General features: G+C 37.5%; 20 protein-coding genes. All 20 read right to left on the bottom strand.

Annotation, left to right across the window (positions count from 1 at the left end; all coding sequences use genetic code 11):
* Window positions 1-11 precede the first annotated feature (11 nt).
* Entirely contained in the window at window positions 12-614 is a 603-nt protein-coding gene (locus ACFSCX_RS04740) for a dipicolinate synthase subunit B (RefSeq protein WP_377926975.1), read from the bottom strand.
* Window positions 611-1,513, bottom strand: a complete 903-nt coding sequence (gene dpaA / locus ACFSCX_RS04735; RefSeq protein WP_377926974.1) for a dipicolinic acid synthetase subunit A — start codon at window positions 1,511-1,513, stop codon at window positions 611-613. The genes ACFSCX_RS04740 and dpaA overlap by 4 nt, the downstream gene beginning before the upstream one ends.
* A 342-nt stretch (window positions 1,514-1,855) precedes the next feature.
* Entirely contained in the window at window positions 1,856-2,101 is a 246-nt protein-coding gene (locus ACFSCX_RS04730; protein WP_377926973.1) for a YlmC/YmxH family sporulation protein, read from the bottom strand.
* A gap of 105 nt (window positions 2,102-2,206) precedes the next feature.
* Window positions 2,207-3,445, bottom strand: coding sequence for a M16 family metallopeptidase (locus ACFSCX_RS04725; RefSeq protein ID WP_377926972.1), 1,239 nt, complete (start codon window positions 3,443-3,445; stop codon window positions 2,207-2,209).
* Window positions 3,446-3,515: 70 nt separating this feature from the next.
* Window positions 3,516-4,472 (bottom strand): polysaccharide deacetylase family protein, encoded by a 957-nt coding sequence (locus tag ACFSCX_RS04720; protein ID WP_377926971.1) that lies wholly within the window; start codon window positions 4,470-4,472, stop codon window positions 3,516-3,518.
* A 138-nt stretch (window positions 4,473-4,610) separates the two neighbouring features.
* Window positions 4,611-6,725 (bottom strand): polyribonucleotide nucleotidyltransferase, encoded by a 2,115-nt coding sequence (pnp, locus tag ACFSCX_RS04715; RefSeq protein WP_377926970.1) that lies wholly within the window; start codon window positions 6,723-6,725, stop codon window positions 4,611-4,613.
* Between the two features lie 238 nt (window positions 6,726-6,963).
* A complete protein-coding gene (gene rpsO / locus ACFSCX_RS04710; protein WP_377926969.1) occupies window positions 6,964-7,233 on the bottom strand; it encodes a 30S ribosomal protein S15 in 270 nt (89 codons plus the stop codon).
* 145 nt (window positions 7,234-7,378) lie between these two features.
* Window positions 7,379-8,341, bottom strand: a complete 963-nt coding sequence (gene ribF, locus ACFSCX_RS04705; RefSeq protein ID WP_377926968.1) for a bifunctional riboflavin kinase/FAD synthetase — start codon at window positions 8,339-8,341, stop codon at window positions 7,379-7,381.
* A gap of 30 nt (window positions 8,342-8,371) precedes the next feature.
* Window positions 8,372-9,280 (bottom strand): tRNA pseudouridine(55) synthase TruB, encoded by a 909-nt coding sequence (gene truB, locus ACFSCX_RS04700; RefSeq protein ID WP_377926967.1) that lies wholly within the window; start codon window positions 9,278-9,280, stop codon window positions 8,372-8,374.
* 107 nt (window positions 9,281-9,387) lie between these two features.
* Window positions 9,388-9,747, bottom strand: a complete 360-nt coding sequence (rbfA, locus tag ACFSCX_RS04695) for a 30S ribosome-binding factor RbfA (RefSeq protein WP_377926966.1) — start codon at window positions 9,745-9,747, stop codon at window positions 9,388-9,390.
* A 14-nt stretch (window positions 9,748-9,761) separates the two neighbouring features.
* Window positions 9,762-10,040 (bottom strand): DUF503 domain-containing protein, encoded by a 279-nt coding sequence (locus ACFSCX_RS04690; protein ID WP_377926965.1) that lies wholly within the window; start codon window positions 10,038-10,040, stop codon window positions 9,762-9,764.
* Complete coding sequence (gene infB, locus ACFSCX_RS04685) at window positions 10,037-12,211, bottom strand: translation initiation factor IF-2 (RefSeq protein WP_377926964.1); 2,175 nt, start codon at window positions 12,209-12,211, stop codon at window positions 10,037-10,039. The genes ACFSCX_RS04690 and infB overlap by 4 nt, the downstream gene beginning before the upstream one ends.
* 16 nt (window positions 12,212-12,227) lie before the next feature.
* The gene (locus ACFSCX_RS04680; protein WP_377926963.1) at window positions 12,228-12,533 is read right to left on the bottom strand and encodes a YlxQ family RNA-binding protein; all 306 of its coding nucleotides are present in this window, start codon (window positions 12,531-12,533) and stop codon (window positions 12,228-12,230) included.
* Window positions 12,534-12,539: 6 nt separating this feature from the next.
* Complete coding sequence (rnpM, locus tag ACFSCX_RS04675; RefSeq protein ID WP_377926962.1) at window positions 12,540-12,809, bottom strand: RNase P modulator RnpM; 270 nt, start codon at window positions 12,807-12,809, stop codon at window positions 12,540-12,542.
* A gap of 13 nt (window positions 12,810-12,822) precedes the next feature.
* Window positions 12,823-13,941: a transcription termination factor NusA gene (gene nusA, locus ACFSCX_RS04670; protein ID WP_377926961.1), complete on the bottom strand. Its 1,119-nt coding sequence runs from the start codon at window positions 13,939-13,941 to the stop codon at window positions 12,823-12,825.
* A gap of 53 nt (window positions 13,942-13,994) precedes the next feature.
* Window positions 13,995-14,468 (bottom strand): ribosome maturation factor RimP, encoded by a 474-nt coding sequence (rimP, locus tag ACFSCX_RS04665; RefSeq protein ID WP_377926960.1) that lies wholly within the window; start codon window positions 14,466-14,468, stop codon window positions 13,995-13,997.
* A 549-nt stretch (window positions 14,469-15,017) separates the two neighbouring features.
* A complete protein-coding gene (locus tag ACFSCX_RS04660; protein WP_377926959.1) occupies window positions 15,018-19,319 on the bottom strand; it encodes a PolC-type DNA polymerase III in 4,302 nt (1,433 codons plus the stop codon).
* A 121-nt stretch (window positions 19,320-19,440) separates the two neighbouring features.
* A complete protein-coding gene (locus tag ACFSCX_RS04655; RefSeq protein ID WP_377926958.1) occupies window positions 19,441-21,141 on the bottom strand; it encodes a proline--tRNA ligase in 1,701 nt (566 codons plus the stop codon).
* A gap of 37 nt (window positions 21,142-21,178) precedes the next feature.
* The gene (rseP, locus tag ACFSCX_RS04650; protein WP_377926957.1) at window positions 21,179-22,441 is read right to left on the bottom strand and encodes an RIP metalloprotease RseP; all 1,263 of its coding nucleotides are present in this window, start codon (window positions 22,439-22,441) and stop codon (window positions 21,179-21,181) included.
* 12 nt (window positions 22,442-22,453) lie between these two features.
* Window positions 22,454-23,602, bottom strand: coding sequence for a 1-deoxy-D-xylulose-5-phosphate reductoisomerase (locus ACFSCX_RS04645; RefSeq protein ID WP_377926956.1), 1,149 nt, complete (start codon window positions 23,600-23,602; stop codon window positions 22,454-22,456).
* Window positions 23,603-23,611 lie beyond the last annotated feature (9 nt).

Raw genomic sequence — 23,611 nt, 5'->3', positions numbered from 1 at the left:
CGCACCCTTTTTTATTCTCCATCTAAAAATCTCTCGATGATTACAGGCTGTATTTGTCTCCCTTCTATAGCTGCAATGACCGTATCTTTTAAAGCACTCATTCTAGCAACCATAGAATTAGGTTTTTTATCTGGTGCATCTTGACCAAAAGGGATAAAGTAGATATTTTTTGTAGCCATTAATTTCATGAGATTCATACCATTTAAACCAAGAGCATCATTCGTTGAAATCCCTAGAACAACAGGTTTTTGGTTTCTTAATGTTGCTTTTGCAGCCATTAATACAGGGGAATCCGTCATTGCATTAGCAAATTTACTCATGGAGTTACCTGTTAAAGGTGAAATAATCATACAATCAAGTGGAATCTTCGGGCCTAAAGGTTCAGCTTTGACAATCGAATCAATTAGTTTGTTACCGGTAATCTCTTCTAACTTCGCTATCCAATCTTCCCCTTTACCAAACCTCGTATCAGTTGTCATCACCGTAGTAGTTGCAACTGGTAACACATCTGCACCAGCCTCCACCAGCTGTTCAATTGGACGTATCACTGCATCATACGTGCAGTGTGAACCTGTTAATCCAAATCCTATTCTTTTACCTTTAAGTGAAGTCATTCTTTATTCCCCTTTCGCTCTAAGATGTCTTCTCTTAATAATTTTGACAAAACATTGGCGACAATTTGCCCAGCGGTTTTTGGTGCAACAATTCCAGGTAAACCAGGAGCTAACAGAGCTTTAATCCCTCTTTTTTCTGCATATCTAAAATCAGTGCCACCAGGTTTTGATGCTAAATCAATGATTAAAGTGTGTGGAAGCATTCGTGAAATAACACTTGCTGTTACAATGTGATGTGGAATGGTATTAATACAAACGTCTACATCCTGGATTTCACTTTCTAAATGAGATAGATGAAACGGCTTCATTCCCATCTCAAAAATTCTTGCGATATGCTCACTCTTTCGTGCCCCAACCTTCACGTTTGCCCCAAGAGCTGCAAACGTTCGTGCAACGCTTAATCCTACACGCCCCATTCCTAAGACTGCAACATTGGAGTTGTGAATCGTAAATTCTGTATGTTGAATCACCATCATAATTGTTCCTTCAACGGTTGGAATGGAGTTATAAATGGCGACATCATCACGTTCAAATAATTTCACAAGCCTTCTTTTAATTTTCTCTGCTAAGTTATCAAGATAATGATTACTGATTCCTGAATAGATCACACAATGTTCCGGTGTATTTGACAGAAGTTCCTCTGTTAATACAACTTTTTCATTAGAAAAAATTGTATCTACCTCACCCTCATTATTTGTACCAGCGACAGGTAGGATAATGGAATCAACATTTGAGAAATCCACCTCGTCAAGTTGTTCCTTTGAAGCACCGGTAAAACCATGATCTAGTTGATCAAATCCAATTAGGGAAAGCTTAGCATCTAAATCAGTTAGCTTGCGAATGACTTCAAGCTGTCTTGCATCTCCACCAATAATTGCTATATGCAATCCAGTTAACATGTCTTCATTCACCTTCTTTTTTTAGTCTTGCTTGAAAAGGCTCAGAGCGCCCGTTTTGCCTAAAGCAGAGCAAATGTTCCTTGATGAGAAAAAAGGCCATTTCTCCCTTTTTACTCTTTAGGGTTTTTTGCCCAAGGAAGAAGTGATATTTCTTTTTCTATCGAGTAGGATGAATTTGCGACAATCTTTGCAATTTCATCTTGGCTAGGTGCTGGACCCAGATTATTTAAAAGTCTAACGCCATACGAATCTGTTTACTTCCACATCTTATGTAAGTAGTTAAATATAGGTGAATGAATCAGCTTATTTCATAGTAAAAACCCTTCTAGGATAGAAGGGTTTTTAATGATGATCCTCATGGATATCGATAATGATCATATCTGTTCCGATTTTTTTTATATGATGCCATGGTACTCGTACTTCATTTCCTTGTTTCCTAAATCCAAACCATTTGACAGACGGAATAATGAAAGCCTTAATGTGCCCCGTTGTTTCATCAATTTCTAAATCAGTTTGCCCAAGAATACCAAGACGTTCCGCCTTTTTTAAATCTACTAATTCTTTACCACTTAACTCACTTAGTCTCAATTATTTTCCCCTCCTTAACTTGTACACTCTTTTTATCATTGTATAAGAAGTCAAATTAAAAAATGCCTGTAAGTTTGCTTAACCTACAGGCACTCTACAAATTATTTATTTTAGATTCTCTGGCAAAGCACCATCTGGACTAATTAAAGCTACAGACACATCTGATTGAAAAAGTCTTCTTCCAAGGTTATTTACGGACGCTTCTGTTACTTCCTCCACATTTTCTAAAATCTCATCTAAAGAACGATGTTTCTTTAAAAGAAGTTCATTCTTTCCATTTCTACTCATGCGGCTGTTCGTGCTTTCTAAACTTAGCATTAAATTGCCCTTTATCTGTTCTTTACTGTTTTTTAACTCCTTGGATGTAATCCCTGAATCCATCAATTTATTTAATGTTTGCTGGATCGTTTCAAATAGAAGATTTAACTGTGCACTTCCAGTACCACCATATATCGTAAGCATACCACTATCCTTATAGGATGAGTGATAAGAATAAACAGAATAGGCTAAACCCCTTTGTTCACGAACTTCTTGAAATAAGCGACTACTCATACTACCGCCTAAAATATTATTTAGAACGATTAAGCTGTATATATGTTCATCCCCAACAGGGAGACCTTTATAGCCTAAGCATAAATGAGCCTGTTCCGTTTCCTTTTTTCTAGATAGCTTTTCAGTAAAGAAGGAAGGGGCTGTTTCTTCGGGCCGTGCACCCGTTGTTGTAAATTCGCCAAAATATCCCTCAATCTCCTTAATAAAGGTTTCATCAATATTTCCAGCTACTGATACAACTACATTTTCAGGGGTATATGTATCATTCATATATTGACGGAGAGAGTCGCCATTAAAAGAGGCTAAGGTTTCCTCTGTTCCTAAAATTGGATATCCTAACGAATGGTCTTTATACGAGGCACGACTTAACAAGTCATGAACTATATCATCAGGTGTATCCTCATACATTTTAATTTCTTCATACACAACGTTCTTTTCCTTTTTTAGTTCTTCCTCATCAAAAGTAGAATTAAAAAACATATCAGCAAGTACCTCTAAAGCATAGTTAGAATGTTCATCTAGTACTTTTGCATAATAGCATGTGTACTCTTTAGAAGTAAATGCATTCACTTGACCACCAATACTATCGAAAGATTCAGCAATTTCCCTTGCAGAACGAGTTTTTGTTCCTTTAAAGAACATATGCTCAAGAAAGTGAGAGATCCCATTATTTTCTTTGGACTCATTTCGAGAACCGGTGCCAATCCAAACTCCAATTGCAACCGATCTTACCGTTGGGATGTTTTCTAATACAATTCTTACACCGTTTTTACATGTATATTTTTTTATCAACTGCTTTTCCTCCAATCGTGATGCTTATAACAAAGTAGAATGAATAAGTTTTATTTAAATACTGCAATGATTATTCTACTCGTTTCTCACTCAACAAGTTAGATACGTTGCTAATCTTTAATTTTTTTTCTTTGATTTGGACAATTAATCGATCAAGTGATTGAGATGTTGATTCAGTTGGATGCATCAATATTAAGGCTCCAGGATGTACTTTTTGCATGACTCGATTGATTAAGACTTCAGGTGATGGTTTTTGCCAATCAATAGTGTCAACACTCCACATAATCGTTCTCATATTTAATTCAGAAGCAATTTCCACGACCTCTTGACGATAACTTCCACTGGGGGGAGCAAACCATTTAGGTGTTACTCCTGTAGTTGCTTCAATTACTTCATTCGTGTTAACTAACTGGTCTCTTACTAAAGTGCCAGTCATTGTTTTCAAGTTGGGATGACTGTAAGAATGATTACCTACTTCATGACCAGCATCTACAATCATCTTTGCGAGCTCTGGATTTTCTTTCACCCAGCGGCCTTCAAGAAAAAAGGTAGCGGTTACTTTATGTTTTTTTAATATCTCAAGCATTGTTGGGATATATTCATTCCCCCAAGCTACATTAATTAAAAATGCTACCATCTGTTTATCTGGATGGCCACGGTAAATAGGCTGGGGCGGCAGGTCAGATAGATGTACGGATGGCGGCACCTCCTTAAACACTAACCTTTTTGGGTCAAAGACACCATCCTTCTTCATATTCTCATATGATTTTTCAACATCAACTGATAAACCGTTATACCCAGGTGTTGCTTTCCACACTTTATGTATTTCAGCATTTTGTGGTTGTATTTCATATTCTGCTTTCTTCGATTCAATCTCCTTAAATAAATCATCATGCACAGTAGAAACAGTAATTGCCGCTTGTTTCATTTGGCTTAAATAATCATTAGCGAAGGGATTTTGCACCGAACTAAAAGTTAATAGAAGAATAGTTGAAAAAGCAATTAGCTGAATCATCATTCTTTTCATTTATACTTCCCCCTTTGTAGTAAAAATTATGTACAAGGGGGACAAGGTAGAACTAAAAGTGGACGTAGCTCAATTCCAAATTCTAAATGGTATGCAACAAAAAGAAGCCGGTACTCCCAGCTTCTGTTCTGATTATTTCTAAGATGTTGGGTTTTCTTCCTTTTGTTGTTTTAGAACTGCTTTACGTGATAGGTTCACTCTTCCTTGCTTATCAATCTCAGTAACCTTTACTAAGATTTCATCACCAATTGACACAACATCCTCAACTTTACCTACACGTTCCTCGGCTAATTCAGAAATATGGACAAGACCATCTTTTCCACTAAATATCTCAACAAAGCAGCCAAACTTTTCAATACGCTTTACTTTACCTAAGTACATTTGGCCAACTTCTACTTCTCGTACGATATCCTCTATAATTTTCTTCGCCTTTTGATTCATTGGTTCATCAATGGAAGAGATAAAGATTGTACCATCTTGCTCGATATCAATTTTAACACCTGTTTCTTCAATTATCTTGTTGATTTGCTTACCACTTGGCCCAATCACATCTCGGATTTTATCTGGGTTAATACTCATTGTTAAGATTTTTGGTGCATAACGAGACAGTTCAACACGAGGCTCATTAATAGTGCTTAACATATGCTCTAATATATGCATACGACCAACTTTAGCTTGGGTTAAGGCTTCTTCCAAAATTTCCCTCGACAACCCATCTATTTTTATATCCATTTGAAGAGCTGTGACACCATTTGCTGTTCCAGCTACTTTAAAATCCATATCTCCTAAGTGATCTTCCATCCCTTGTATATCAGAAAGAATAGTATAGTGTTCATCCTTTTTCACAAGCCCCATCGCAATACCAGCCACTGGTGCTTTAATAGGCACACCTGCATCCATCATTGCAAGTGTACTTGCACAAATACTTGCTTGGGAAGTTGATCCATTAGACTCGAGAACTTCTGAAACAAGGCGAATAGTATACGGGAAATCCTTCTCTGACGGTATGATTGGTTCTAATGCTCTTTCTCCTAGTGCGCCATGACCGATCTCTCTTCTACCTGGGCCTCTTATCGGTCCTGTTTCCCCTACGCTAAATTGTGGGAAGTTGTAATGATGCATAAAGCGCTTCTCTTCTTCAATTCCAAGCCCATCTAAAATTTGCACATCCCCTAAAGCTCCTAATGTACAAACACTTAAAGCTTGGGTTTGTCCGCGGGTGAAAAGTCCTGAACCGTGTGTTCTTGGTAATATACCTACCTCTGAAGTTAATGGCCTGATTTCATCTTTCTTTCGACCATCTGGTCTAACTTTATCTTGTGTAATTAGTCGACGAACTTCTTCCTTTACAAGCATATAAAGGACTTCTGATACTTCTTTTAATGCTTTATCATCAAGCTCTTTTTCTTCAAAAACTGCCATAACTTCTTTTTTTACTTCGTTAATCGCTTCTTCACGTGCATGTTTTTCAAAGACTTGAACAGCTAACTTCATTTTTTCTTCAGCAAGTGCTCTAACTTCATTTTCTATTTCTTTATTCACTTCATAAAGAATAACTTCTCTCTTTTCTTTTCCAACTTGACCAACTATCTTTTCTTGGAACTCAATTAATCGTTTGATTTCCTCATGTCCAAACATGATTGCCTCTAACATTGTTTCTTCTGGAACTTCATTTGCTCCAGCCTCTACCATGTTTATGGCTTCCTTTGTACCAGCAACAACTAAATCTATATCTGATTGTTCCATTTGGTCAACAGAAGGATTGATTAGGAATTCCCCGTTTACTCTACCAACTGTTACCCCAGCGATAGGTCCTTCAAACGGTATGTCTGAAACACATAAGGCAAGTGAAGACCCGAACATAGCTGCCATTTCAGATGAACAATCCTGATCCACACTCATGACGATACTAATGACTTGAACTTCGTTTCTAAACCCTTCAGCAAATAGTGGTCTAATTGGGCGGTCAATTAATCGACTTGCTAGAATAGCCTTTTCACTAGGTCGACCTTCACGCTTAATAAAGCCACCTGGAATTTTCCCAACGGCATATAGTCTTTCTTCATAGTTCACTGTAAGTGGGAAAAAGCTTAAATCTTTTGGTTCTTTCGATGCTGTTGCTGTTGATAAAACAGCAGTATCTCCATAACGAATGAGTACAGCTCCATTTGCTTGTTTTGCTAACTGTCCTACTTCAACAACCAGTGGACGACCAGCCCATTCCATGGAGAAGACTTGTTTTTCTTGTCCCATATTGATGAGTACCCCTCTCTTGCATTTCCAAAATTACTATTTTATTCCTAGAAAATAAATAATCCAGTATGTAGTATTTCCTATATTGATTAAAACATATCAAATAGATGAAGTATATGTAAATAATTTTTAACGAAAATCGTAGTAAAAACTAGTATAACCGGAAATTAATGGGATTTATAAATAATATAATAAAAAAGCGGGATATTTCCCGCTTTTACTTAAACATAACCAACATTTATCGACGAAGACCAAGCTTGTTAATTAAATCGCGATAACGAGTTACATCCTTATTACGTAGGTAGTTAAGTAAGTTACGACGCTTACCAACCATCTTAAGTAGACCACGACGTGAGTGGTGATCTTTCTTATGAGTACGTAAATGATCGTTCAAAGTATTGATTTGCTCTGTTAGGACAGCAATTTGAACTTCTGGTGATCCAGTATCTGTTGCATGAGTTTTGTATTCAGCAATGATTTCGTTCTTACGCTCTTGTGTTAAAGCCATCCTTTTCACCTCCTATTTTATAAATCCCCTATTACCGAGCAAGCGTCGGTGAATCGACTTGCCAAGCAATGGTTCATAACATACGCTTTCTATCATACATAATTTCAAATCATAATGCAAGTTTTTTAAATGGTTACAGGTTAGGTTAATCTTTTAATGTAGGGATGATTAAAGAATTAAAGAAGTTTTTTGCTTCTGATACATCTCTATGAATTCTATCAATTAACTCCTGAATATTTCCAAATTTTTGTTCATCACGGATACGAGCGATGAATTCCAGTTCAACTTTTTGATCATAAATCGTATCACTAAATTCAAGAAGGTGCACTTCGATGGAAACTTCCTTTAAATCATCATGGAATGTTGGTTTAAGTCCGATGTTACAAACACCTTCATACCATGTATCCCGAACCTTTAATTTGACTACATACACTCCAAGTTTCGGGAGTAAGTATTGTTCTTCCATCTTTATATTGGCAGTTGGAAAACCGATTGTTCTCCCTCTTTTTTCTCCATGAATAATAGTACCTTTAATTTTGTAATTCCTACCCAATAGCATCTGTACCTTTGATACATCTCCTTCTTGGAGTAAAGATCGAATATAAGTAGAGCTTACTTTTTTATGAGCTAATTCGATTTTTCCTACTACCGTTTGCTCGAATTCATGGCGTGAATGAAATGGGAGTGTTTCCATCGTTCCTTTCCCCATTTTTCCATATGTAAAATCAAATCCAGCTACAGCATGTTTAACATGTAAACCAATGATATAGCTATCTACAAATTCTTGTGGAAGTAACATCGAAAAAGCTTCGGAAAATTCGACTACATACAATTCATCCACCCCAAGGCTTTCTATGATTTCAATTTTATCATTCAGTGGAGTTAATGAATGCCTAATTGGGTTATTCTTGCCTAGGACAATCGAAGGGTGTGGATGAAATGTCATTACAGCACTCTGATAGCCTTTCCTATGTGCCATTTTTCTAGCTTCGTTTATCACTTGTTGATGACCGAGGTGGACGCCATCAAAATAGCCAAAAGCCATCGCTTTCGGTTTCGTTAATTCTCTCTTGATATGATGTGGATGGTTAAGAAAAAAAGTTTCCACTTTTTATCACCTTATTTCTAACATATTCCCCTAATTACGTAACACTTTCATTGGTTTCATTAATCCAGGTTTACTAGGATGTTTCTCATATATTGCCAGTGCCCTATGGCTTTCATCTAACAATACAATAAATGGTGCGTTATTTAGGAGTTCAACAGCTTCTAAGACTGCTCCATTTCGAACTTTCATTGCTACTTTATCATCTATTTGTAAGTTAGGCAAATGTGCAAGCGCACGCTCCAGTGGGATGAGAATGGATTGAATTTGACCAAGCTCAAGCACCTTTTCTATTTCTTCAAAGGTAATACACTCTTCAATTTGAAAGCCTCCCGATGCAGTGCGTATAAGATGTGACATATGGGCAGGAAAACCAAGCTTCTCTCCAATTGTAACAGCGAGTGTACGTACATAAGTCCCTTTACTACATGTTACTTTAAATTGAAAGGATATCGTTTCTCCCTCAAAAACACTTCTATCATCTAAAAGCTGTAAATCATGTATGGTAATCTCCCTAGTCGGACGTTCTATCTCCATTCCTTTCCTAGCATACTCATATAAGCGTTTACCGTTTACCTTTACAGCTGAATACATGGGTGGTGTTTGAAGCTGCTTGCCCATCAAGCCTTGAAGTACTTCTTCTATTTCGCTTCTAGTGATCGTTCTATCTACTTCCTTTTTTTGAACGATTTCCCCTGATGAATCCTCTGTAATGGTGGAATAACCAATGGTTACTTCACCGATATACGTTTTACTTGTACCTGTAACATATTCTGCAATTTTAGTTGCTCTACCAATACATATAGGCAGAACTCCTGTTACGTCAGGATCCAGCGTTCCAGTGTGACCAACCTTCTTAGTTTTTAATAGTTTTCTGACTTTAAAGACACAGTCATGGGAAGTTAATCCTTTTGGTTTATGTAATAATAATATTCCGTCCATTTTTACCCTCCAAACAGCTTTATAGCAATAAAAGGATAGACATAAAGTCTATCCTTAATCAATGGGTGAAGAATAGGGTAAAAGCCTTTCATCTCCGCTACAAAAGCTTATGCGTCATCATGCTTAGTATTTTTGTTTAAATCGGCCAGTAAAGACTCTATTCGATTTCCATAGTCAACAGACTCGTCAAATTCAAACGTTATTTCAGGAGTTTTACGCAATCTTATACGCTGACCAATTTCTGATCTTATAAACCCTTTTGCTTTCGCTAAACCCTTTAGCGTGTTTTGCCTTTGTTCGTCATCTCCTAGGACAGAGATAAACACTTTTGCCTGTTGTAAATCACCTGTTACTTCAACATCTGTTACTGTGACAAAGCCAATGCGAGGATCTTTAATTTTTCGACCAATTATCTCGCCTAGCTCTTTTTTCATTTGCTCCCCGACTCGAGTTGCACGTAAACTCATACGATCACCTCGTCTTAATACCATTCAAAGCTAGTAATAGCCCTTTCTATCTCAGGAAAAGAATCAATAAGATTCAGCGCATTTTGCAACTCTCGTTCTGTCGTATGCTTGGATGTTGTGATGGCAACAATTCCTATAGTTGTCCGTTGCCAAACATCGTGATGATCAATTTCTGATACAGAAACATTAAATTTCTGCTTTATTCTTGACATAATCCGTTGCAAAACCGCACGTTTTTCCTTTAGTGACCCAGCATCATAAATGATGCATTCACATTGAACAAATCCAATCATTTTCTAGCGATTTCCTGCATAACATAGGCTTCAATAACATCGCCTTCTTTAATATCATTGAATTTCTCTATTGTAATACCGCACTCATATCCTTGTGCTACTTCCTTTACATCATCCTTGAATCGCTTTAACGTATCAAGTTGACCTTCAAAAATAACAATTCCATCACGAATGACACGCACGCCACTATCACGTGTAATTTTCCCATCCGTTACATAGCTTCCTGCGATTGTACCGACTTTCGATACTTTGAAGGTAGTACGAACTTCTGCTTGACCGATAACTTTTTCTTCGTACTCAGGATCTAGCATTCCCTTCATCGCCGATTCTATTTCATCAATTACATTATAAATTATTCTGTGAAGACGAATATCAACATCTTCAGCCTCTGCTGTGCGTTTTGCATTAACGTCTGGGCGGACATTGAAACCAACTACAATTGCATTAGAAGCAGATGCAAGGATGATATCAGATTCTGTAATTGCTCCAACACCAGTGTGAATGATCTTGACTCTTACTCCTTCAACGTCTATCTTCAAAAGAGATGCAGAAAGAGCTTCAACTGAACCTTGAACATCACCTTTTACAATGATGTTAATGTCTTTAATATCACCTTGTTTAATTTGTTCAAATAAATCCTCTAAGCTTAATTTAGCTCCTTCGCTACGCTGGGCAGCGAGTTGCTTTTGTGCACGTGCTTCACCGACAGAGCGTGCCATTTTTTCATCAGCAAATACCATGAATTGGTCCCCAGCTTGAGGAACATCATTTAAACCAGTAATCTCAACAGGCGTGGAAGGACCTGCTTCCTTTACGCGTCTGCCAATATCATTCACCATTGCACGAACCCGCCCATGGGCACTTCCAACTACGATTGGATCTCCAACACGTAATGTCCCATTCTGCACTAAAAGGGTTGCAACTGATCCACGACCTTTATCAAGCTGTGCTTCAATCACAGTTCCTGTTGCAAAACGTTTTGGGTTTGCTTTCCACTCTTCTACTTCACTTACAAGAACAATCATCTCGAGTAGATCATCAATACCTTCACCGCTTAACGCTGAAACTGGTACGAAAATCGTATCTCCGCCCCACGCCTCAGGTACTAAACCATGTTCTGTAAGCTCTTGCATGACACGATCTGGATTTGCAGAAGGTTTATCAATTTTATTTACTGCAACAATAATCGGTACTTCAGCAGCTTTCGCATGATTGATTGCCTCGACCGTTTGTGGCATTACACCATCATCAGCTGCCACAACCAGAATCGTAATATCTGTAATCTGAGCACCACGAGCCCGCATTGTTGTAAAGGCAGCGTGACCCGGTGTATCTAAAAATGTAATTTTCTTTTCATTTACTACTACTTGATAAGCCCCAATATGCTGAGTGATTCCACCCGCTTCACCTTCTGTAACCTTTGTGTTTCGAATAGAATCTAATAAAGTTGTTTTCCCGTGGTCAACATGTCCCATGATTGTAACGACTGGAGGACGCTCCTCTAAGTTTTCTGGTTTATCTTCAATTTCATATCCTTCAAACTCTGTTTTTTCATATGTTATAAGTTCCTCAACTTCTACACCATAATCACCTGCTAGAAGTTCAATCGTATCTTTATCAAGATCTTGGTTAATTGTAGCCATTGTACCTAGAAGGAATAGTTTCTTTATTAGCTCAGAAGGTTCCTTACCAAGCTTTGCAGCTAATTCAGCCACTGTTAGTGTTCCTTCAAATGTGATCTTTTCTGGTAGTTCTGTTACTTTTTGTGTTGGGTTATGTTTGCCATGTTTTTTATTTCGATTTTTTTGCAATGCAGCTTGCTCCTGTTGGTTAGACTTCTTATTATCTTTTTCTTTCCGTTTATTTGCACCTTTTTTCTTACGAGGAACTTCAATTTCTTCCTCATCTTCATCCGTTTCATAAGCTTTACTCTTTACTTTTGGCTGATCAGTTTCGGTCTTTTCCTGTTTAGTTTCGTTATTCTGTATAGCTGTGGTTTCAGCTTTTCCCACTTTTTTTGAGAATCGGCTGTCTAATTTCTCGACTACTTCGTCCTCAATTGTAGACATATGGTTGGTTACTTCTACATTTAATTCTTTTAATATGTTAATCACTTCTTTACTTGTAATGTTCTGTTTTTTTGCATATTCATATACACGCACTTTACTCATACGTTCACCCCCGAATTTATTCCTCGAGCAATGTGTTTAGCTTGTTGGCAAATCCCTCATCCATTACTCCTATTACGACCCTTGCGTCTTTTCCAATTGCTTGACCTAACTCATCACGGTTTTCTACTAAGCGAAGTGGAATACGATAATAAGAGCATTTATCTGTAATCTTTTTTTCCGTATTGCCTGAAGCATCCTTCGATAAAAGCACAAGTTTCACCGTTTTTCTTTGAATTCCCTTTACGACTAACTCTTCACCTGAAACAATCTTCCTCGCCCTGGCTGCTAAACCAAGAAGAGATTTCCATGGCTGCTCATTCATATCATATTATCCCTCTTTCTCAACAAGAGAGAGTAGTTCGTCGTAAAGTGAGTCACTTATTTGAGCCTTTAAATGATTTGCGAGCACGTTTTTCTTCTTTGCCTGTAAAATAACATCCTTATTCTTACTTAAATAAGCACCGCGCCCAGACTTTTTACCTGTTAAATCAATGGAAACTTCTCCCTCTTTTGATCGAACAATACGTATAAGCTCTTTTTTATCCATCATTTCTTGAGTGACGACACACTTCCGCTGTGGGACTTTTCGATTGCTCACTGTCACTCACCTCTTAATCAATTTCTTCTGTTGACAGTTCGTCGTCTTCAAAGTCTTCTTTATCATTGAAAAGTGGCTGATTGTTAAAAAGCCCTAGTTTTTCTGCATCTGAATGGCTTTTAATATCAATTTTCCAGCCTGTCAGTTTTGCTGCTAGACGGGCATTTTGGCCACGCTTACCTATTGCAAGAGATAGCTGGTTATCTGGTACAATCACAACCGTCGCCTTCTCTTCTTCATTTACTCTTACTTCCTCCACTTGTGAAGGACTTAATGCATTAGCCACAAATTCTACTGGATCTTTGGACCATTTAACAATATCAATTTTTTCACCTTTTAATTCATTCACAATTGCCTGTACACGTTGTCCCTTAGGACCAACACAAGAACCAACTGGATCCAAATCCTCATTCTCAGAATAAACGGAGATTTTCGAACGATCACCAGCTTCTCTCGCAACAGATTTAATCTCAACTGTTCCGTCATAAATCTCTGGAACTTCAAGTTCAAATAATCGCTTTAAAAGTCCAGGATGTGTTCTAGAAACAAAAATTTGTGGCCCCTTTGTGGTTTTCTCTACTTTTGTGATAAAAACCTTAATTCGGTCATGTGGTTTATACGATTCATTCGGCATTTGTTCAGCAGCTGGTAACAACGCTTCAATTTTACCTAAATTCACATAGATAAAACGAGCATCTTGACGTTGAACGATACCAGTCATGATATCTTCTTCACGGTCGATAAATTCGGAATATATGACTCCTCGCTCCGCTTCTCGAACTCGCTGAGTCACAACTTGCTTGGCAGTTTGTGCGGCAATTCTTCCAAAATCCTTAGGTGTAACTTCAAGCTCAAGTACATCACCCGCTTGATAATTAGGATTAATAGATTTCGCTTGTTCAACTGATATTTCTAATCTCGGATCAAACACGTCATCTACAACATCTTTGCGAGCAAAAACTCGCATTGTTCCCAATTCAGGATTCACATCTACTCTTACGTTTTGCGCCTGATTAAAATTTCGTTTATAAGCAGAAATAAGTGCTGCTTCTATCGCGTCTAGCAATATATCCTTGCTAATACCCTTTTCTTTTTCAAGCATTAACAGGGCATCTAATAATTCACTACTCATTAAATTGGATCCCCCTTTTTCCATGTTTAGAATTGACTATTGATTATGCTTTTTTAGTTAAATGTGACAGCAAGGCGGGCACTGGCTACTTTCTCATATGGTATTGTTGCAACCTTCTTTCTGGCTTTCACCATATAGGTGATTGTAACTGTTTCACCATCGAAATTCGTAAGCTCACCCTCGAATTGCTTTTCCCCATCAATCGGTTCATACGTTTTTACAAATACTTGTTTTCCAATCGACTTTTCAAAATCTTTCGCTCTCTTTAAAGGTCTCTCTGCTCCTGGAGAAGATACCTCTAAGAAATAAAGGTGTGAAATAGGATCAAGCTCATCTAGCTTCTCGCTTAGCTTCTCACTCACTATACCGCATTGCTCAATGTCAATTCCATTATTTGAGTCTATATATACTCTCAAGAACCAGTCTTTTCCTTCTTTTACATACTCAACATCAACTAGTTCTAACTCTAGTTCTTCCAAAATGGGTGTCACTAGCTCCTCGACAATATCCGTTACTTTTTTACTCATTCATACCCTCCTTCACTAGTCACATGATGAAAATACCCTGCTTTAACAGCAGGGAGATTCTACGAAGACATTATCCCGCTTTAACGGGCAGTAATTTCTTACCTTAGTTCAATCAAAGGTGAGAAAAAGCGTAATGGGATTAACTGTCCGTAAAAGCCTGAAATAATAAGAACACAGATTAAGACCGCCACATCCTGTAGCAACTTTTGTGTGACCCCTATCATGTGGGCCTCAATTACAATCAGTGATACCCACTTAATGTAGTTCACTTTATGTAGAAAACTCGGATAGTAATACAAAAGAGCGGGTTCCCCCACTCTTTTACCTTGCCCTTATTCATAGCATTTCCACAGTAACTATAACATAATCAACTATAATATGCAAATTGTAGTAAAAAAGTGGATTCGCACGTTGAGCCTTGACAATGCTAATCTCTGAAGAAGAGAATTGGATTGCTCAATCCCTTTATCTCTTCAAGATATCCTCTTCTAATTGTCATACAAATTAGAACAATAGAAAAGTTACTCATAGATACTTAAAGTATGAATCCTAAAATAGCGAAAGCTGGTTTTGATCTGGTAGTGATTCTAAACATCCTTGTGATTCTAAATATTCTAATACCGTCTTTGAAATTTTACTTCGCTGTTGAAGGTCTTCTTTTGATAAAAATTCTCCTTGTTCCCTAGCTTTTACAATATTGATAGCAGCATTCGTACCGAGTCCAGGTATTGCGTTAAAAGGTGGGATTAAAGTGTTTCCTTCTACTATAAACTCAGTAGCACTAGAACGGTATAAGTCAACCTTTTGGAATGAAAAACCACGTTCACACATTTCAAAAGCAATTTCCAAAACTGTTAGTAGATTTTTTTCTTTTGTTGATGCTTCCAGACCTTTTGCATTGATTTCTTCAATTTTAGCTCGTAGTGCATTTGAACCTCTTACCATCGCCTCAACATCAAAATCATCTGCACGAACTGTAAAATATGCTGCGTAGTAAAGAATTGGATGATGGACCTTGAAATAGGCTATTCTAACAGCCATTAAAACGTAAGCTGCAGCATGGGCTTTTGGGAACATATATTTAATCTTTAAGCAAGAATCAATATACCAATCTGGTACGTTGTTGTTTTTCATTTCTTCAATCCACTCATCTGGTAGACCTTTTCCTTTACGAACACTCTCCATTATTTTAAATGCCAAAGAAGGTTCTAAACCTTTATAAATTAGATACACCATAATATCATCACGACAACCGATCACTTCACTAAGTGTACATGTACCATTTGCTATTAGTTCAGATGCATTACCAAGCCAAACATCTGTACCGTGAGAAAGTCCTGAAATTTGGACCAACTCAGAAAATGTATTCGGCTTTGTCTCTTCCAACATTTGACGAACAAACCTTGTCCCAAACTCTGGAATTCCATATGTTCCTGTTTTACACATAATTTGTTCTGGTGTGACTCCTAATGATTCCGTTCCTCCAAAAATTTTCATCACTTCAGGGTCATCAGTTGGAATCGTTTTGGGATCTATCCCACTCAAATCTTGAAGCATACGAATAACCGTAGGATCGTCGTGTCCTAAAATATCTAACTTTAACAAATTATCATGGATTGAATGGAAATCAAAATGAGTCGTTTTCCATTCAGAAGATGAATCATCAGCAGGATATTGAATCGGCGAGAAATCGAATATATCCATATAGTCAGGTACAACAATTATTCCACCAGGATGCTGACCTGTTGTTCTTTTCACACCAGTACAACCTTGTACTAAACGATCAATTTCTGCACTTCTAATTGTTAAGTTATGATCATTGGCATATCCCTTCACATAGCCATAGGCTGTTTTCTCAGCGACTGTTCCTATTGTTCCAGCTCTATACACGAACTCTTCCCCGAACAATACCTTCGTATAATTATGAGCCCTTGGTTGATATTCACCAGAGAAATTCAAGTCGATATCTGGTACTTTATCTCCTTTGAATCCAAGGAATGTCTCAAATGGAATATCATGACCATCTTTTTTATATTGAGCTCCGCATTCAGGACATTCTTTATTTGGCAAATCGAATCCTGAACCAATTGAGCCATCATCAAAAAAGTGAGAATGTTTACATTTTGGACAAACATAGTGTGGGGGCAATGGATTTACCTCTGTAATTTCTGTCATTGTTGCAACTAATGACGATCCAACAGACCCACGTGATCCTACTAGGTACCCATCATCAAGTGACTTTTTTACGAGTTTATGAGAAATTAAATAGATTACTGCAAACCCGTGACCGATAATCGACTTTAGTTCCTTTTCTAATCGATCCTCAACGATTTTGGGCAGATTCTCACCATAAATAGATCTTGCCATTTGATAACTCATTTCTCTAATTTCTTCATCCGCTCCTTCAATTTTAGGCGTATAAAGATCATCCTTAATTGGCTTGATTTCCTCTAGAGAGTCTGCAATTCTATTTGTATTTGTTACGACGATTTCTTTTGCTTTTTCTGTACCAAGAAACGAAAAGGCCTCTAACATCTCATCGGTTGTTCTAAAGTGAACTTTCGGTAATTTATGTCTATTAAGTGGGTTTGCCCCCCCTTGAGAGCTTACAAGAATTTTACGGTATATATGGTCCTCTGGATGGAGGTAATGCACATTTCCTGTTGCTACTACTGGTTTTTCAAGCTTCTCTCCAAGCTTTACAAGATTTGTAATAATATCAAGTAATGCATTCTGACTATGAACTAAGTCAAGTTCAATTAAATGTGAATATACCTCTGGTGGATGGACTTCAATGTAATCGTAAAATTGTGCAATGTCTTCTACTTCTTCGGGTGATTTTTGCATCATTGCTTCAAACACTTCGCCTTTGTCACACGCAGATCCAATTAATAGTCCTTCACGAAGCTTCATTAATTTAGACCTTGGGATTCTCGGAACTCTGTAATAATAATCCATATGAGATATCGAAACTATTTTAAATAGGTTTTTTAAACCAACTTCATTTTTAGCTAGGATTGTCATATGGTAAGGTCGTGAGCGTTGATATGCGTTTCCTTTTCCCATGTTCTCATTCAGCTGATCATGATATTCAATGCCCATTTCAGCGGCATTTTTCAAAAGTCTTAACAGCAAGTATCCTGTAGCCTCAGCATCATATATTGCACGGTGATGTTGTGTTAACTCAATATCAAACTTCTTACATAAAGTGTTTAAGCGGTGATTTTTCATATCTGGTAGGAGAAATCTTGCTAATTCTAACGTATCAATAACTGGGTTAACTGCCTTCTGATATCCTAGTTTTTTGTATGCCACATTTAAAAAGCCCATATCAAAGCTAGCATTATGTGCAACTAATACACTATCTCCAATCCAATTTTTAAATCGTTCAACAACTTCAGCCACCTCAGGAGCATCTCTCACCATATCGTCAGTAATACCAGTAAGTTCGATTGTGGTAGCCGAAAGGGGATGGTGAGGATTTGCAAACGCTTCAAATCGATCAATAACCTGACCATCATGGACTTTTACAGCAGCAAGTTCAATAATCGTATCATATACGGCTGAGAGACCTGTTGTTTCAACATCAAATACAACAAACGTATCAGTAGAAAGCAAGCGATGTTGTTCATTGTAAGCAATTGGTACACCGTCATCTACTAGATTCGCTTCTAAACCATATAATACTTTTATTCCGTTTTTCTTTCCAGCTGAATACGCTTCTGGAAAAGACTGAGCGACAGCATGATCGGTTAAAGCAATAGCTCGATGTCCCCATTTTTTTGCCTGTGCAATTAACTTACTAACTGATGTAACAGCATCCATTTGGCTCATTGGCGAATGGAGGTGGAGCTCCACTCGCTTTTCATCTTCTGGTGCATTGTCCTGTCTTTCTACTGGTTGTATTTCTTGTATGTCATTAGCCATCATAACTAAATCTCGCACGAACGTATCGTTTTGTACCCCACCTCTAACCTTTAGCCACATTCCTTTTTTTATAGACTGCAATAACGGAATATCCTCTTTGTCCCTAGAAAACATTTTGACTAGAAACGAACTTGTATAGTCAGTAATTTTAAAGGTTAATAGATGTCTTCCACTACGTAACTCTTTCGTTTCAGCATCAAAGACATATCCTTGAATAACAACTCTTCTTTCCTCTTCTTGTATAGACTGAATACTAACTGGATCTTCTTTAATGGTATATCCAATCATAACTGGACCAGTGATTTCAGAAGAAGAAGTTTCCCTCTCTTTCTTTTGCATTTCAGTGATAGCAGCAAGAACTTTACTTCTGTCCTCTTGCTCTTTTTGTTCTACAAACCGCTCAAATTCTTCTGCTGAATATTCGACGGTTGTTTCAAGTTGAAACGGTGGGAACCCCATATTTTCATATTGCATGGAAATCACTTGTCCAAATTTTTTCTTTACTGATACTGCTTCTGCATCATTTCTTGTTTTAATCGTTATTTTTGAACCTTGAATAATAGGGTCTTGCTCTTTTAATAATGGTAGAAACATAGGTGAAACTTGGTCAAGAGAATCAATACAAATGGGCCAGTAGTCCTTGATTTGTTCAGTAGTGAATGTTTTATCTACAGTTTTTATCGTAAACCCAACATTTGCGATGTGGGAAAAAGCTTGGACTAACTGATGTGAAAACAATTCAAAGATTTTTGATGGAATAACCTTCTGCCAGATGAATGAAAAATGCCAAGTACCGCTTTGTTTATGAACAGTTAATTTTTCTATTGCTGCGTCCTCAAAGTAATCCTGCACTTCTTCTGTTAACTTCAATTGCTGCACTAGGATTTGAAAACGATCTTTCATTTCTTGTGAAAGTTCTGTCATGGATAGACTCCTCTCCCTTTTAGACTATCACTTACACCTCTAGTAATTATTAGTATCGTCTTTCGATTTAATAGGTAAAGGTACCTCTTCGTATAAAAAAGAGGTACCTCTTTGTCTACATCTATTTTACAATAAATTTCTCAATTGTCTCGATAAGATTTTCAGTATTTATTTCCATTGACTCACCAGTTTGACGAATCTTCACTTCTACGATACCTTCTGCTGCCCGCTTTCCAACCGTGATTCGAATAGGTAAACCTATAAGATCCGAGTCTGCAAACTTAACTCCTGGTCGTTCCATGCGGTCATCATATAATACTTCATAATCTTTTGTAAGTAATTCATATAGCTTGTCCGACAATTCTTTTTGATCTTCTTGTTTCGTATTAATTGGTACTAAATGAAGATCAAATGGTGAAACAGATCTCGGCCAGACCAAACCGTTTTCATCATTAAATTGCTCTGCAATGGCGGCAACAGTTCTAGAAACGCCAATACCATAGCACCCCATTATCATTGGCCTAGACTTACCATTTTCATCTAAGAAGGTTGCATTCATCGCTTCACTGTAACGTGTTCCTAATTTAAACACATGCCCTACTTCTATTCCTTTGGCAAATACAACTTTACCTTTTCCATCTGGAGATGGATCTCCCTCTTGTATAAATCGTACATCTTCATATTGAATATTTTCTAGGTCTCGTAAAGGATTTACCCCAGAAAAGTGCATCCCCTCTTCGTTTGCACCGCAAATACCGTTCACCATAAACTTTACTGCATGATCACTTAATATACAAACTGAAGACGGTACACCAACTGGTCCTAATGAGCCGATCGTACAACCTAATACTTCTTTAGCCTCTTTAGGAGTTGCTAGTTCAACCACTGATGCCTCAAGAATGTTCTTAATTTTTATATCATTAACTTCGTGATCCCCTCGAACTAACACTAAAACATATTGATCATCTACCTTAAAAAGCATAGATTTAATACATTTTTCTTTTGGTACACTAAGGAATTTAGATACTTCTTCAATAGAGTGCTGGTTCGGTGTGTCAACTTTTGCTAGCTGAGCCTCAGCTTCATGACTCACTTCATAATTGACTATAACTGGTGCCATTTCGATATTAGCAGCAAAGGAAGAACTATCAGAATAAGCAATTGTATCCTCTCCAATATCTGATAGCACCATAAATTCGTGAGTGTCCTTACCGCCCATTGCACCAGAGTCAGCTATGACTGCTCTAAAGTCCAAACCACACCTAGAAAAGATGTTCGAATAGGCCTGAAACAGCTTTTCATACACCTCATCTAAACTTTCATGATTGGCATGAAATGAATAAGCATCCTTCATCAAAAATTCCCTCCCACGCAATATTCCAAATCTTGGTCGTTTTTCATCCCTAAATTTTGTTTGGATTTGGTAGAGTGTAAGCGGTAGTTTTTTATATGAATTGATTTCATCACGAACTAGGCTTGTAATCATTTCCTCGTGTGTTGGTCCAAGTGCAAAATCACGGTTATGTCGATCTTGCATACGCATCATTTCAGGTCCATATGAATACCATCTTCCAGATTCTTGCCATAATTCTGCTTGCTGAAGCGCAGGCATTAATAGTTCTACTGCTCCTGCACGTTCCATCTCTTCTCTTACAATTTTCTCAACCTTCTGTAAAACCTTCTTTCCAAGCGGAAGGAAGCTATACACTCCAGCTGCGTTTTGACGAACAAATCCTGCTCGTAGCAATAACTGATGACTTCTTACATCTGCGTCAGATGGTATTTCTCTTAGAGTAGGGATAAACATCATACTTTGCTTCAATTAGAACACCTCATTTACATTACCTCAATCTTCCTCTTTACGAACTAAAGAAAATTCTTTGAATATCATTCCAAGTAACAACTAGCATTAGTAGCATAAGAAGAGCAAATCCAATAAAATGGACAATTCCCTCTTTTTGACGATCAATTGGTTTTCCGCGGACTGCTTCTACTGCAAAAAACATTAGTCTTCCTCCATCTAAAGCAGGTAGCGGCAACAAATTAATAATACCTAAGTTGATACTTAAGATAGCTCCCCATCTCATTAAGTTATATACACCTGTTTGAGCGACTTCATCTGTTGCGTCATATATACCAACAGGGCCAGATAGCATATCAATCGAAAATTGACCCGTGATTAACTTCCCTAATCCGGTAATGATCGTCTTTGTCCAATACACCGTATCTGTTGCTCCGTGCACAATTGAGCTTACGAACCCTTTTTCAAATGGTGGATAGACACCGATAACTCCTTTTGTAATCGTTCCATCAGATTCTAAATCAGGTACTACTTCAACTTGATTTGTTGAACCGGCTCTTTCGAAAGTGAGAACAAGTTCCTCTTCTGGATGTTGCTGTATGATCTGAACAATATCTTGCCATGAATCAACAGCAATACCATCTACAGACTTAATTACATCACCTTCTTTTAAGCCTGCCTCTGCAGCAGGTTTGCCAGATACAAGTTCCCCAAGGCGCGGCTCCTCTGAAGGTGTGCCTTGTATTAAGCCCAGCAAAAAGAATACAACGAAGGCTAATAAAAAATTCATCACTGGACCAGCTAGAATCGCTAGTGTTCTTTGACTGAGTGTTTTCGATCCAAACTGTCTATTGTAAGGTGCAATTTGAGTTTCAGATCCATCAACTACAAGAGAAGCTTTTTCATGGACCTTAAATCGCTCAAGGCTATCGTTATCCTGTTCGTATCCAGATATCCATAATTGTTTTTCCAGATCCGCTTGCTCAACTTCTATTATTTTCGCATCAGGGTATTTATCCTTATTATTGATGATAAGCTTTGCTACCTCACCGTTATGATTGAATATTAACCCAACATGATACCCTGGTTTTACTTCGATTACTTCAGGATCATCCCCAGCCATTCTTACAAAGCCACCTATTGGTAGTAGCCTAATTGTATATACAGTTTCATTTTTCTTAAATGAAAAAACCTTTGGTCCAAAGCCAATTGCAAACTCTCTACATAATATACCAGCTCTTTTGGCCAATACTAAGTGACCTAACTCATGAAAGAATACAAGTGCACCAAATATGATGACGAATGCTATAATTGTGTTCACTTTAACCCACCTTTACGATAATAATGATGTTACAAATTCTCTTGTCTCAATGTCAACTTGTTGAATGGTATCTAGATCCGGTTCGTTAATAGTGTGATGTTCTTGTAACGCCTTTTCTATTAATTCCTCTATATGTAAAAAAGAGATTTTCCCCTTAAGAAACCCATCTACCGCTACTTCATTCGCTGCATTTAAAACGGTTGTCATTGTACCACCTTTTTTACCAGCATAATAGGCATACTCTAAACACCTATAGCGACTAAAGTCCATTTTTTGAAAATGTAGGGAGCCCATTTCCCATAGATTTAATATTTTTCCTTGTGGGAATTTTAATCGTTTTGGATAGGTTAATGCATACTGAATCGGAACTCTCATGTCTGGTGTTCCAAGCTGTGCAATCACACTTGTGTCATCATATTCAACCATAGAATGAATAATACTCTCTTTATGTAAAATTACATCAATTTTCTCATATGGTATATCAAAAAGCCACCTTGCTTCAATTACCTCTAATCCCTTGTTCATCATGGTCGCAGAATCAATGGTTATCTTTGCACCCATCGACCAGTTTGGATGAGATAAAGCTGCCTCCACCGACACGCCCTTTAGCTCTTCTCTAGTCTTATCCCGAAAACTACCTCCAGAAGCTGTTAGTATGAGCCGGTTAATCTTTGTGATATCTTGTCCAACTAATGATTGAAAAATAGCAGAATGTTCACTATCAACAGGTAAAATGGAAACATTATGCGCTTTTGCAAGACCCATCACAAGATGTCCAGCAGTAACTAATGTTTCTTTATTGGCAATCGCAATGGTTTTCTTCATCTTAATGGCTTCAAGAGTTGGTATTAAACCTACACTTCCTAAAAGAGCATTGACCACAATATCTGCATTTTGTTTAGTTGCAACTTCAATTACACCTTCTTCTCCATATACAAGCTTTGTTGTATGGGGAACATGATGAACGATTTTGTCTCTATCCTCTTTTGTTAAAACAGAGACTAGACTAGGTTTAAACTCATGAATCATTTTAAGTCCTAATTCTATATTACGACCAAAGGACATTGAAACTATTTGAAAATGCTCTGGATGTAACCTTACTAAATCTGCTGTCTGTGTGCCTATTGACCCAGTACCTCCGAGCAAACTAATTTTTTTCATATTATTAAA

Origin of the sequence: Bacillus salitolerans (assembly GCF_042680805.1) — a bacterium.
GTDB classification, from domain to species: domain Bacteria; phylum Bacillota; class Bacilli; order Bacillales; family SA4; genus Bacillus_CJ; species Bacillus_CJ salitolerans.
This window is presented reverse-complemented; position numbering and strand designations above follow the sequence as displayed.

Bases quoted from the DNA above. Each gene is read 5' to 3' on its own strand.
- ACFSCX_RS04740 (WP_377926975.1), bottom strand. From the start codon at position 614: ATGACTTCACTTAAAGGTAAAAGAATAGGATTTGGATTAACAGGTTCA.
- dpaA (WP_377926974.1), bottom strand. From the start codon at position 1,513: ATGTTAACTGGATTGCATATAGCAATTATTGGTGGAGATGCAAGACAG.
- ACFSCX_RS04720 (WP_377926971.1), bottom strand. From the start codon at position 4,472: ATGAAAAGAATGATGATTCAGCTAATTGCTTTTTCAACTATTCTTCTA.
- pnp (WP_377926970.1), bottom strand. From the start codon at position 6,725: ATGGGACAAGAAAAACAAGTCTTCTCCATGGAATGGGCTGGTCGTCCA.
- rpsO (WP_377926969.1), bottom strand. From the start codon at position 7,233: ATGGCTTTAACACAAGAGCGTAAGAACGAAATCATTGCTGAATACAAA.
- truB (WP_377926967.1), bottom strand. From the start codon at position 9,280: ATGGACGGAATATTATTATTACATAAACCAAAAGGATTAACTTCCCAT.
- rbfA (WP_377926966.1), bottom strand. From the start codon at position 9,747: ATGAGTTTACGTGCAACTCGAGTCGGGGAGCAAATGAAAAAAGAGCTA.
- ACFSCX_RS04690 (WP_377926965.1), bottom strand. From the start codon at position 10,040: ATGATTGGATTTGTTCAATGTGAATGCATCATTTATGATGCTGGGTCA.
- infB (WP_377926964.1), bottom strand. From the start codon at position 12,211: ATGAGTAAAGTGCGTGTATATGAATATGCAAAAAAACAGAACATTACA.
- ACFSCX_RS04680 (WP_377926963.1), bottom strand. From the start codon at position 12,533: ATGAATGAGCAGCCATGGAAATCTCTTCTTGGTTTAGCAGCCAGGGCG.
- nusA (WP_377926961.1), bottom strand. From the start codon at position 13,941: ATGAGTAGTGAATTATTAGATGCCCTGTTAATGCTTGAAAAAGAAAAG.
- rimP (WP_377926960.1), bottom strand. From the start codon at position 14,468: ATGAGTAAAAAAGTAACGGATATTGTCGAGGAGCTAGTGACACCCATT.
- ACFSCX_RS04660 (WP_377926959.1), bottom strand. From the start codon at position 19,319: ATGACAGAACTTTCACAAGAAATGAAAGATCGTTTTCAAATCCTAGTG.
- ACFSCX_RS04645 (WP_377926956.1), bottom strand. From the start codon at position 23,602: ATGAAAAAAATTAGTTTGCTCGGAGGTACTGGGTCAATAGGCACACAG.